This is a genomic window from Micromonospora sp. BL1, from assembly GCF_003667485.1.
GTDB lineage: Bacteria > Actinomycetota > Actinomycetes > Mycobacteriales > Micromonosporaceae > Micromonospora > Micromonospora tulbaghiae.
On the sequence record NZ_RCVK01000348.1, the window covers coordinates 1 to 10,891 of the forward strand.

The window sequence follows — 10,891 nt, forward strand, 5'->3', positions numbered from 1 at the left end:
AAGCCCAAGGGCCCGGTCCCCGGCCCGCCGCAGCCGGCGACCCCGGTCGCCAAGCCGGCGAGCGCGCACGACATCGAAGTGGCGGCCGCCGAAGCGCGTGCCGCCGCGCTCAAGGCTGAGCAGGAGGCCGCGGTCAAGGCCGCCCAGGCCGCCCGCCAGCAGCAGCGCGAGACCGTACGCCGGGAGCCTCCGGCCGAGGGCGGTCCCCGTCCCGGCCCGCGTCCCGGCCCGAACGCCATGCCGCCGCGTCCGGGTTCCCCGGCCGCCGGTCGTCCCGGCGGTCCGGGTCAGGGTCAGGGCCCCGGTGCCCGGCCCGGCGGTCGTCCGCCGGCGCGCGGCGCCGGTAACAACCCGTTCGGTATCCAGGGCGGCCAGCAGCAGCGGCCCCCGGCCGCCGGTGCGGGCGGTCCCCGTCCCAGCCCGGCCGGCATGCCGCCGCGGCCCAGCCCGGCGTCGATGCCGCCGCGGCCGAGCCCGGCCTCGATGCCGAGCCAGCGCCCGACCACCGGCCGCCCCGGCGGCCCCGGTGGCGGTCGTGGTGGACCCGGCGGCGGCGCCGGTCGTCCCGGCGGCGGTGGCGGTGCTCCCGGCGGTGGTTTCCGTCCGGGTGGTCCGGTCGGCGGCGGTGGCCGTCCCGGTGGCGGCGGCCGTGGCCGTGGCGGCGGCGCGGCGGGTGCCTTCGGGCGTCCGGGCGGCCGGCCGACCCGCGGTCGCAAGTCCAAGAAGCAGCGCAGACAGGAGTTCGACAACCTGTCGGCCCCGACCATGTCCTCGGGCGCGCCCCGCGGTCAGGGTCAGGTCGTCCGGTTGTCCCGTGGCGCCTCGCTGTCGGACTTCGCCGACAAGATCAACGCCAACCCGGGTTCGCTGGTCCAGGAGATGTTCAACCTGGGCGAGATGGTGACGGCGACCCAGTCGTGCTCCGACGAGACCCTGCAGCTGCTGGGTGAGCACCTCGGCTTCGACGTGCAGATCGTCAGCCCGGAGGACGAGGACCGCGAGCTGCTCGCGCAGTTCAACATCGACCTCGACGCCGAGGTCGCGGCGGACCGCCTGGTCAGCCGTGCGCCGGTGGTGACCGTCATGGGTCACGTCGACCACGGTAAGACCAAGCTGCTCGACGCGATCCGCAAGGCGAACGTGGTGGCCGGCGAGGCGGGTGGCATCACCCAGCACATCGGCGCCTACCAGGTCCACGTCCCGCACGAGGGCGAGGACCGCGCGGTGACGTTCATCGACACCCCGGGTCACGAGGCGTTCACCGCCATGCGTGCCCGTGGTGCCCAGGTCACGGACATCGTGATCCTGGTGGTCGCGGCCGACGACGGCGTCATGCCGCAGACCATCGAGGCGCTCAACCACGCCAAGGCGGCGGACGTGCCGATCGTGGTCGCGGTCAACAAGGTCGACAAGCCCGAGGCGAACCCGGACAAGGTCCGCCAGCAGCTGACCGAGTACGGCCTGGTCGCCGAGGAGTACGGCGGCGACACCATGTTCGTCAACGTGGCGGCCAAGCCCGGCATCGGCATCGAGGAACTGCTCGAGGCCGTGCTGCTGACCGCCGACGCGTCGCTGGAGCTGACCGCTCCGATCGACGGGCCGGCGCAGGGTGTCGCGATCGAGGCGCACCTGGACAAGGGCCGTGGCGCGGTGGCGACCGTGCTGGTGCAGAAGGGCACCCTGCGTGCCGGTGACTCGATCGTCGCCGGTGGGGCGCACGGCCGCGTCCGGGCCATGCTGGACGAGAACGGCAAGCCGGTCGATTCGGCCGGTCCGGCGCGTCCGGTCATGGTGCTGGGTCTGACCACGGTGCCGGGTGCGGGTGACACCTTCCTGGCCGCCGAGGACGACCGCACCGTGCGGCAGATCGCCGAGCAGCGGCAGGCGCGGAGGCGGGCGGCGTCGTTCGCCAACTCCCGTGGCCGGGCCACTCTCGAGACGCTCATGGAGCAGCTCAAGGAGGGCGAGAAGACCTCGCTCAACCTGGTGCTCAAGGGCGACGTCTCCGGTTCCGTGGAGGCGCTCGAGGACGCGCTGTTCAACCTCGACATCCCGGAGGAGGTCCAGCTTCGGATCATCCACCGGGGCGTGGGCGCGATCACCGAGAGCGACGTCATGCTCGCGAGCGCCTCGTCCGAGGCGGTCACGATCATCGGCTTCAACGTGCGGGCCTCGAACAAGGTCCGTGAGATGGCCGACCGCGAGGGCGTGGAGATCCGGTACTACACCGTCATCTACCAGGCCATCGAGGAGATCGACGCCGCGCTCAAGGGTCTGCTCAAGCCGGAGTACGAGGAGGTCGAGCTGGGCACCGCGGAGATCCGCGACGTCTTCCGCTCGTCCAAGATCGGCAACATCTCCGGCTGTATCGTCCGGTCCGGCCTCATCCGCCGCAACGCCAAGGCGCGGCTGCTGCGGGACGGGGCGGTCGTGGCGGACAACCTCACGATCAGCTCCTTGAAGCGGTTCAAGGACGACGCGACCGAGGTCCGCGAGGGCTTCGAGTGTGGTCTGACGCTGGGCGGCTACAACAACGTCCAGGTCGGCGACGTCATCGAGACGTTCGAGATGCGCGAGAAGCCGCGCGCCTGAGAACCACGCGTAGGACCGGTCGGCGGCCGGGGCCTTCGGGCCCCGGCCGTCGCCGTTTCCGCAGGCTGCGACAATCTCCGGCGTGATCCGGTACGCACTGCTCCTCGCGCCCTCGGCCAACCGCGTCTACGCCGACGCGGCGGCCCGGCTGGCGCGCGCCGAACTGGCGGTGTTCGCCGGTTCCGGCGTGCTCGACGTCGTACCGGCCGGCGCGGAGGTGACCGGGATCGGTGGTGTGGAGTACCTGACGTTCACCACCGCCGAACCCGGGCTGGGCGAGCGGGACCTGGCCCACCTGGCGAACCTGTCGGCCGCGTACGCGCTGTTCGAGCGCGTCGGCGACGACCTGCTCCGCCCGGTGCCGCTGCGTCCGCTGGCCCGGTACGACTCCGACCTGATCACCATTCCCAAGTACGCCGGCAAGACCAACGAGCAGTTCACCCGGCTGCTGCTCAACGTCACGGTGCTCGCCTCCGCCGCCGCGCCGCGGATGCTGGACGGGCCGGTGGTGGTGCTGGATCCGCTCTGCGGCCGGGGTACCACCCTCAACCAGGCGCTGATGTACGGCTACGACGGCATCGGCATCGAGCGTGACAGTCAGGACGTGGAGGCGTACGCGGCGTTCCTGCGCACCTGGCTGCGCCGCAAGCGGCTCAAGCACACCGCCGAGTCGACGTCGGTGCGCCGGGACCGCAAGCTGGTGGCCCGCCGCTTCGAGGCGGTGCTGGCGCCGTCGCGGGACGAGCACCGGGCCGGGGCCACCCAGCGCGTCACCGTGCTGAACACCGACACCACCCGGGCCCGCGAGGCGCTGCGCGCCCGCTGCGCGGACGTGATCGTCACCGACGCGCCGTACGGGGTGGCGCACGGCAGCCGTACCGGCCAGGGGTTGTCCCGCAGCCCGTTGGAGCTGCTCACCGCCGCCGTGCCGGTGTGGCGGGAGCTGCTGCGTCCGGGCGGCGCGCTCGGGCTGTCCTGGAACACCCACGTGGCGCCGCGGGCGCAGGCGGAGGCGGTGCTGGCCGACGCCGGTCTGCGGGTGCTCGGCGGCCCCGGCTTCGGTGACTTCGCCCACCGGGTCGACCAGGCGATCGAGCGGGACGTGCTGGTGGCGGTCGCGCCTTAATCGCGTGCCGGGGTGCGCCGCCCGGCGTACCGTTGCTCGCCGTGTATACCGGAACCGCGCTGTTCGACCTGTTGCTCCCGGGTGACTCCCGGTCCCTGAAGGCCAAGCGGTCCTACGTCCGGCCGATCGTCGCCGCGCTGCGCAAGTTCGAGGTCTCCGCCGCCGAGGTGGGGGCGCTGGACCTGCACGGCCGGGCCGAGATCGGGGTGGCTGTGGTGGCCGCCGAGCCGGCCCACGTCCGCGAGGTGCTCGACTCCTGCGAGCGGCTGGTCGCCGCCCGCCCGGAGACCGAGCTGCTGTCGGTCCGTCGTCGTCTGCACGGCGAGGACGACTGACGGCGCGTCGCGCGGCACTCCGGCCGTGCCGCGCGACGCCCGGCCGGGCGCGGGTAGTGTTCTTCAGCGTTGGGCGGTCGGACCCGGCGGCGCCCACGCGCCCGCCGTCTCCGGCCGACGGCCCGGATCGCCTGGTGGTCCGGTGCCGTCATTGGTACAGGTGATCCCGGAGGTGGGGGACATGTCGGATCCGGCCAAGGTGCGCAGGCACGCGGAGCGCATCCGGGAACTCGTCGCGTCGTTGGTGCGCAGCCAGATCAAGGACCCCCGGCTCGGCATGATCACGATCACCGACGCCCGGATCACGGCCGACCTGCGCGACGCCACCGTCTTCTACACGGTGCTCGGTGACGCGGCGGCCCAGGCGAGCACCGCCGCCGCGCTGGAGAGCGCCAAGGGCATGCTGCGCAGCACCGTCGGCAAGGCGCTCGGGCTGCGGCACTCGCCGACGCTGACCTTCGTCCTCGACGACGTGCAGGACCAGGTCAAGCACATCGACGACCTGCTCGCCGCCGCGCGTACCGCCGACGCCGAGGTGCAGCGGCTGGCCGCCAAGTCCTCGTACGCGGGCGACGCCCAGCCGTACCGGGTCGAGGAGGACGACGAGGAAGCCTCCGCGGAGGACGAGGACGACGAAGAGCCGCGCGCCGGCGAGCGCCGGTGACCGAGGCGGCCGGGCCCACCGAGACCGCGTGGGCGGCCGCCGTCGCGGCGGTACGCGATCTCCCCGCCGACGCGCGGGTGCTGCTGATCTGCCACGTGAACCCGGACGGGGACGCGCTGGGCAGCATGCTCGGCTTCGCGCTGGGCCTGCGCCGGCTCGGCGTACGCGATCTCCAGGCCACCTTCCCCGGCCCGCCGGAGGTGCCCGAGCCGTTCCGGTGGATGCCCGGGGTGGACCTGCTGGTGCCGCAGGACGACGCGTACCCGGCGCCGGACCTGGTGATCTGCTTCGACGCGGCGAGCGAGTCCCGGCTGGGCGACCTGGCGGACCGGCTGGACACGGCGGGCATGTCGCTCGTGCTCGACCACCACGCCTCGAACAGCGGGTTCGGCCGGATCAGCCTGGTCGACCCGCACGCCGCCGCCACCTCCGTGGTCGCGCTGGAACTGCTGGACCGGCTCGGCGTGACGCTGGACGCGGATATCGCGACCGGGCTGTACGTCGCGCTGACCACCGACACCGGCTCGTTCCGCTTCGAGGCGACCACACCGGCCGTGCACGAGATGGCGGCGCGTCTGGTCGCCACCGGCATCCGGCCCGGTGACATCTCCCGGCGGGTCTTCGACACCCGCCCGTTCGGCGCCGTCCGCCTGTTCGGCGAGGTGCTGGGCCGGGCCACGCTGGAACCGGCGGCCGCCGCCGGGCACGGCCTCGTCTGGACGTACGCGACCCGCGACGACCTGGTCCGCCACGACCAGCCCGCGTACGTGCTGGAGGCGCTGATCGACTCGGTGCGCTGCACCGCCGAGGCGGACGTGAGCTGTGTGGTCAAGCAGGCCGGCGAGGCCGAGTGGGCGGTGTCGCTGCGCAGCAAGGGCGCTGTCGACGTGAGCCGGGTGGCGGTGACGCTCGGCGGCGGGGGGCACCGGTTCGCCGCCGGCTTCACCGGCCGGGGAGCGCTCGACGAGGTGGTCGGGCGGATCCGCGCCGAGCTGGCCACCGGCACGCTCTAGCCCTTAGGGCTGGGATTGCCCTGATATTTCTGCCGCGCCGAGGTGCGGCGGCGATCTGAAGTGTGAGCTGATCGGCGGCTTTTCCGGGGATTACGAGGCGTGCCAGCCTTTCCGCCGTCCGTGACGCTGGGGACAATCGGGTGATGGATCATCCCCGTGAGCTCACCGTCGAGGCGCCCCGGGCCTGGGACCGGCCGGTCGTCTCCGTGCCGGTGCTGATCTGCCTCTCTCTGGTCGGCGGCCAGATGCCGTCCTTCTCGACCGCCGCGAACCTCTACATCCTCACCACCGGCGGGGGGTTGATCTGGGTCGGCCTGAGCAACCGGGTGCCCCGGCGTCCGGCACCGCGCCGGCTGCCGTCGGTCGCGCTCTGGTGGCTGGTCCCGGTGACCGTCTTCGGGGTCTTCGAGGGGGCGACGTTCGTGATGGCGGCGGGTGACGACTTCCCCACCTTCTCCCGGCTGGCCGATCCGCTGCTGGAGGACAACCTGATCCGCTCGGCGGCCTGGTTCGCGTGGCTGTCCGCGTTCTGGGGACTGGTGCGCCGATGATGCGGGCACTGGCGATCGGCGGTTTCCTGGTTTCGATCGTGCTGTTCGCCGTCGTCGAGTGGGCCGCGCGCCGGGAGGGGTCGCGGATCCCGTCGCTGGCCGACGTCTGCGCGTTCGTGATGCGGTACGAGGTGGGCCCGGTGCCGGTGGGCCGGATCGGGCTGTTCGGTTTCTGGTGGTGGCTGGGTTGGCACTTCCTGGCCCGTTGACCGCTCTCGCCGGGCCGGGCGACGACATTGATCTGTCCGCATTTCGGGAACAGTGGGCAGTATCTGGAAAGTGAACGTTAATTTGGGTGCGGGACCGGCGCTTCGCGGCGCTGGTCACGGGCGGTGGTGCCGCACCCGGCCTCGCCTCCCTCCAGGGTCAGACCGACCCGGGCTCCCGCTGCCAGGCGAGCCGCTCCGGTGATCCCGGACCGCTGCCGGGCGCTCAGCCGCCGACGACTCCCGGTCGCGGCGCGACCCGTCGTCGCGCCGAGCCGGAGCGCCGGGCGCCCGTAGGACCGCCACGTCTCGGCGGTCCGCACCCTGGAAGGACCTCAGATGCCCAGCAAGCGCAAGCCGCAGACCGAGACCACCACCGACGAGGCGCGCGAGCAGATGCGCCGCGCGCTGCAGACCTCGATGGACACCCGTCAGTGACGTACGCCGTCCGGCGGTGACGCCGGCCGGGCCCGCGGTCCACACCCCGGCCCGACGCCGACGTCACCGCCGCTCGGGGCGCGTCGCCGCCCCGCGCGCCGCTACCGTCGCCCGGTGAGACGCATCCTCGTGGTCGGCAGCTCCGGCGCCGGCAAGAGCACGCTCGCCGGTGAACTGGCCCGGCGACTCGACCTTCCCCTGATCCACCTCGACCGGCACTACTGGCGCCCCGGCTGGACCCCCTCCGCCCCGGCCGACTTCCGCGCCGAGGTGGCCGCGCTCGCCGCCCGCCCGGCCTGGGTGATGGACGGCAACTACGCGAGCACGCTCGACCTGCGGCTGCCCCGCGCCGACCTGCTGGTGCTCTGCGACACCTCCCGGCTGCGCTGCATGGTCCGGATCGTCCGCCGCCGGTGGGCACATCGCGCCGCGGCCCGCCCCGACCGGCCCGAGGGCTGCCCGGAGCGGCTCGATCTCGACTTCCTGCCCTACGTCTGGCGTTACCCCCGCGACTCCCGGCCCCGGGTGCTGGCCGCGCTGTCCGAGTACGCCCCCGGGCTGCCGGTGCGCCGCCTTCGCGGGCACCGTGACACGGTCCGGTTCCTGGCCGACGTAAGTAAGTAGTCCCTCGCCTTGCGGACCTTACTGGGCGCGTGCCAGGATCGGCGGCGATGAGCACCACTGCCGCCCCCGCCGTCACCGCCTCGCCGCGGCGGATCGCCGCGCTCGCGCTGCCCGCCCTCGTGGTGCTGGCCGCCGAGCCGCTGTACGTCCTGGTCGACACCGCGGTGGTCGGTCACCTCGGGCGGGTGCCGCTGGCCGCGCTGGCCGTCGGCGGCACCGTCATGACGCTCACCGCCTGGGTCGGCACCGTCGTCGCGTACGGCACCACGGGCCGCTCGGCCCGCCGGTTCGGGGCGGGGGACCGGGCCGCGGCGGTGGCCGAGGGCGTCCAGGCGTCGTGGCTCGCGCTCGCCACCGGAGTGCTGGTGGCGGTCGCCATCGGTATCGGCGGCGGCGCGCTGGCGCGTACCCTCGTCGGCGGCCCCGGCGAGGTGGCCGACGCCGCCGCCGGATGGCTGCGGATCGCGGCGCTCGGCGCGCCCGGCCTGCTGCTCGCCGCCGCCGGCAACGGCTGGCTGCGCGGCATCCAGGACACCCGGCGCCCGCTGCTGTTCGTGCTCGGCCCGAACCTGCTCTCCGCGGTGCTCTGCCCGCTGCTGGTTTATCCGGCCGGGCTCGGCCTGGTCGGCTCCGCGGTGGCGAACGCGATCGCGCAGACGCTCTCCGGGGTGCTGTTCGCGGCGGCGCTCGTGCGCGAGCGGGTCTCGCTGCGGCCCCGGCCCCGGGTGATCGGGCAGCAGCTCGTGCTCAGCCGGGACCTGCTCGTGCGGGGCGTCGCGTTCCAGGCCAGCTTCCTGTCCGCCACAGCCGTCGCGGCCCGCTTCGGCGCCGCCGCGGTCGGCGCGCACCAGATCGCCGTACAGCTGTGGTTCTTCACCGCGCTGGTGCTCGACGCGCTGGCCATCGCCGCGCAGTCGCTGGTCGGCGCCGCGCTCGGCGCCGGCGACGCGGCCGGCGCGCGGTTCCTGGCCCGCCGCGTCGCGCTGCTCGGCGGCCTGTGCGGCGTGGCCTTCGCGGTGCTGATCGCCGCCGGCGCCGGCGTGGTGCCGTCGTGGTTCAGCTCCGATCCGCAGGTACGCGAGCAGGCCATGACGGCCTGGCCCTGGTTCGTCGCGCTCCAGCCGATCGGCGGCGTGGTGTTCGCGCTCGACGGGGTGCTGATCGGCGCGGGCGACGTGCGCTACCTGCGCAACCTCACGATCGTGTGTGCGTTCGGCGGGTTCCTGCCGGCGATCTGGCTGGCCTACGGGTTCGACCTCGGGCTGGGCGGGATCTGGGCCGGGCTGACGCTGTTCGTGGTGCTGCGGCTGGTCGGCCTGCTGCTGCGGATGCGCTCGGGTGCGTGGGCGGTGGTCGGCGCGGTCCGCTGACGCCGGTCAGCAGGAGACCGGCAGCTCGATCGGGTGCTCCGGGTCGTACAGCGCGTCGGGGTCCTCGGGGGAGCCGATGCCGGCCGGGTCCAGGCCGCCGGGGCGGATCAGCCCGAGCTTCACGGCGTCGCAGTCCACGCCCGACCCGTAGCTCGACATCCGGTGCAACCAGAGCCCCCGGTCCGCCCGGGCCACGTCGCCGGCGTGCGGCAGCCGCCAGACGATCTCGTCGTGCAGCACCACCACCGAGTGACCGGATCGGGAGGCGAGGTCGCGGAACCCGTAGACCCAGACGAAGTTGCTGGTCACCTCCAGCATCCGTACGCCGTCGGCCTGCCGGACGGCGCGGTAGGTGAACCGGCCCTTCGTCCGCGGCTGGTCCGGGGTGAGCCGGGCGTCCGGGGCCAGCCGGGTCGCGTACGTGGCGATCGTCTCGGTGGACCAGTCCTTCCGCACCGACTCCCGGGCAGCCGGCGCGACGTGACGCAGCAGCGGGGTCGGGCTGCCGCCGGTCATGAACGCGCGGTCCAGGCGGGCGGTCAGCATGGCGGCGCGGACCCGCGCCAGCCCGGCGGACACCTCGGCGCCGGTGAAGCCGCCGGTCGGCCGGGCCGGTGGCAGCACGATCCCGGCCGCCCCCGCCGGCCAGTCCGCCGCCGGCGTGCCGGCGAAGACGTCCGGCGGGACAGTCGGTCCCGCGGTCGCCGGAGCGCCGGTGACCGCCGGGGACGGCGCGGCTGCCGGCTGCCGGAGCTGCCGGTAGCCGTAACCGGCGGCACCGGCCGCGGCGGCCAGCAGCAGCACCACGCCGAGCGCGGCCGTCAGCCGGCGGGCGCGCCGCCGGCACCAGATCCGCAGGCGTACGGCGAGACTCGGCCGGATCTCCCGCTCCAACCGGTCCAGCCAGTCGGGGTAGCCGTCCCGCTCGGATCCCCTCGGGCTCAGCACGGGTCCGCGACCTTCAGCGAGCGGTCCAGGTCGTACACGGCGTCCGGGTGTTCCGCGGAGCTGCCGGCGTCCCCGTAGGTCGGCGTGATCTCCAGCTCCAGGAGGCCCTTGCTCAGACCGGCGCACTCCACGTTCGTCACGTAGGAGTTCGCGTCCCGCATCCACAGCCCTCGGGAGCCGGTGACGACGTCCGCCGGGAGGGGTACCTCCCAGATCACCGTGTCGTGCACCAGGATGACGTCCGGGACCGACGGGGCGCGGGTGCTCCGGACGGCGTAGACCCAGACGAAGTTGGTGGTGATCTCCAGGACGCGGATGTCGTACGCGTCCCGGGCCGCGCGGTACGAGATCCGTCCCTGCACCCGGGGCGGGTCGTTCGTCAACCGGGTGCCGGGCCCGAGCCGCGTGGCGTAGTTGGCGGCGCCGCCGGCCGTGAAGTCCTTCCGGATGCTGGCGCGGGTGTCCGGGGCGAACTGGCGCACCAGCCGATCCGGGCTCTTCTCGGTGAAGAACGTGCGGTCCAGCCGGGCGGTGACCAGGGCCTTGCGTACCTTGGCCAGACCGTCGGCCACCTGCTTCTCGGTGAACGGGCCGGTCCGCTTGACCCGGGGCAGCGCGATCCCGGCCGCACCCTCCGGGAAGCCGGCCGCGGGGGTGCCGTCGAACGGGCCGGCGGCCGGCGGGGGCGACGCGGAGCTGACCGCCTGCTCACCGCTCGGCGGGCTCGTCGTCGGGTATGCCGTCGAGATCTCGCGCCAGCGCTGGAAGCCCTGGTAACCGAGGCTCCCGACGAGCCCGAAGAACGCGAGCAGCGCCAGCACGACCACGCCGCCGAGCAGCTTGCCGGAGTGCCCGCCGAGCGCGATCCGCAGGCGGTCGCCGCGGCCCGGCTCGACCTCGGGCGCGGGCCGGCGCAGCCACTCGGGTACCCGTCCCAGCTCGTCCTCCGGCGAGTGGCCGGTGGGGTAGGGGTCGGGGGCTGTCTCTTATACACCTCTGACGCTGCCGACGAATAGCCCCCCCC

At 73.9% G+C, this 10,891-nt stretch carries 11 protein-coding genes; 9 read left to right on the forward strand and 2 right to left on the reverse strand.

What is annotated here, in order from left to right:
* The 9 genes from infB to EAD96_RS26150 all read left to right on the forward strand — a co-directional run.
* The coding region (infB, locus tag EAD96_RS26110; protein ID WP_121686130.1) for a translation initiation factor IF-2 at positions 1 to 2,592 on the forward strand (2,592 nt) is incomplete at its 5' end.
* Between the two features lie 82 nt (positions 2,593 to 2,674).
* A complete protein-coding gene (locus tag EAD96_RS26115; protein WP_120571115.1) occupies positions 2,675 to 3,718 on the forward strand; it encodes a TRM11 family methyltransferase in 1,044 nt (347 codons plus the stop codon).
* 41 nt (positions 3,719 to 3,759) lie between these two features.
* The gene (locus EAD96_RS26120) at positions 3,760 to 4,053 is read left to right on the forward strand and encodes a DUF503 domain-containing protein (RefSeq protein WP_043325814.1); all 294 of its coding nucleotides are present in this window, start codon (positions 3,760 to 3,762) and stop codon (positions 4,051 to 4,053) included.
* A 181-nt stretch (positions 4,054 to 4,234) separates the two neighbouring features.
* Positions 4,235 to 4,717, forward strand: a complete 483-nt coding sequence (gene rbfA, locus EAD96_RS26125; protein ID WP_121686135.1) for a 30S ribosome-binding factor RbfA — start codon at positions 4,235 to 4,237, stop codon at positions 4,715 to 4,717.
* Positions 4,714 to 5,730 (forward strand): bifunctional oligoribonuclease/PAP phosphatase NrnA, encoded by a 1,017-nt coding sequence (locus EAD96_RS26130; RefSeq protein WP_121686131.1) that lies wholly within the window; start codon positions 4,714 to 4,716, stop codon positions 5,728 to 5,730. The genes rbfA and EAD96_RS26130 overlap by 4 nt, the downstream gene beginning before the upstream one ends.
* Before the next feature lie 143 nt (positions 5,731 to 5,873).
* A complete protein-coding gene (locus tag EAD96_RS26135) occupies positions 5,874 to 6,281 on the forward strand; it encodes a hypothetical protein (RefSeq protein WP_047893951.1) in 408 nt (135 codons plus the stop codon).
* Positions 6,281 to 6,490, forward strand: coding sequence for a DUF6186 family protein (locus tag EAD96_RS26140; protein WP_030269837.1), 210 nt, complete (start codon positions 6,281 to 6,283; stop codon positions 6,488 to 6,490). Before EAD96_RS26135 ends, EAD96_RS26140 begins: the two co-directional genes overlap by 1 nt.
* Positions 6,491 to 7,039: 549 nt before the next feature.
* The gene (locus EAD96_RS26145) at positions 7,040 to 7,549 is read left to right on the forward strand and encodes an adenylate kinase (protein WP_233586180.1); all 510 of its coding nucleotides are present in this window, start codon (positions 7,040 to 7,042) and stop codon (positions 7,547 to 7,549) included.
* Positions 7,550 to 7,596: 47 nt separating this feature from the next.
* Positions 7,597 to 8,919, forward strand: a complete 1,323-nt coding sequence (locus EAD96_RS26150; RefSeq protein ID WP_120571112.1) for an MATE family efflux transporter — start codon at positions 7,597 to 7,599, stop codon at positions 8,917 to 8,919.
* Positions 8,920 to 8,925: 6 nt separating this feature from the next.
* On the opposite strand, the gene EAD96_RS26155 is transcribed toward EAD96_RS26150, so the two are convergent.
* Positions 8,926 to 9,867: a hypothetical protein gene (locus EAD96_RS26155; protein WP_121686133.1), complete on the reverse strand. Its 942-nt coding sequence runs from the start codon at positions 9,865 to 9,867 to the stop codon at positions 8,926 to 8,928.
* Entirely contained in the window at positions 9,861 to 10,694 is an 834-nt protein-coding gene (locus EAD96_RS26160; RefSeq protein WP_233586181.1) for a hypothetical protein, read from the reverse strand. Before EAD96_RS26160 ends, EAD96_RS26155 begins: the two co-directional genes overlap by 7 nt.
* Between the last annotated feature and the right edge of the window lie 197 nt (positions 10,695 to 10,891).

Excerpts from the sequence above, each read along its gene's own strand:
- rbfA (WP_121686135.1), top strand. The coding sequence starts at position 4,235 with ATGTCGGATCCGGCCAAGGTGCGCAGGCACGCGGAGCGCATCCGGGAA.
- EAD96_RS26135 (WP_047893951.1), top strand. The coding sequence starts at position 5,874 with ATGGATCATCCCCGTGAGCTCACCGTCGAGGCGCCCCGGGCCTGGGAC.
- EAD96_RS26140 (WP_030269837.1), top strand. The coding sequence starts at position 6,281 with ATGCGGGCACTGGCGATCGGCGGTTTCCTGGTTTCGATCGTGCTGTTC.
- EAD96_RS26150 (WP_120571112.1), top strand. The coding sequence starts at position 7,597 with ATGAGCACCACTGCCGCCCCCGCCGTCACCGCCTCGCCGCGGCGGATC.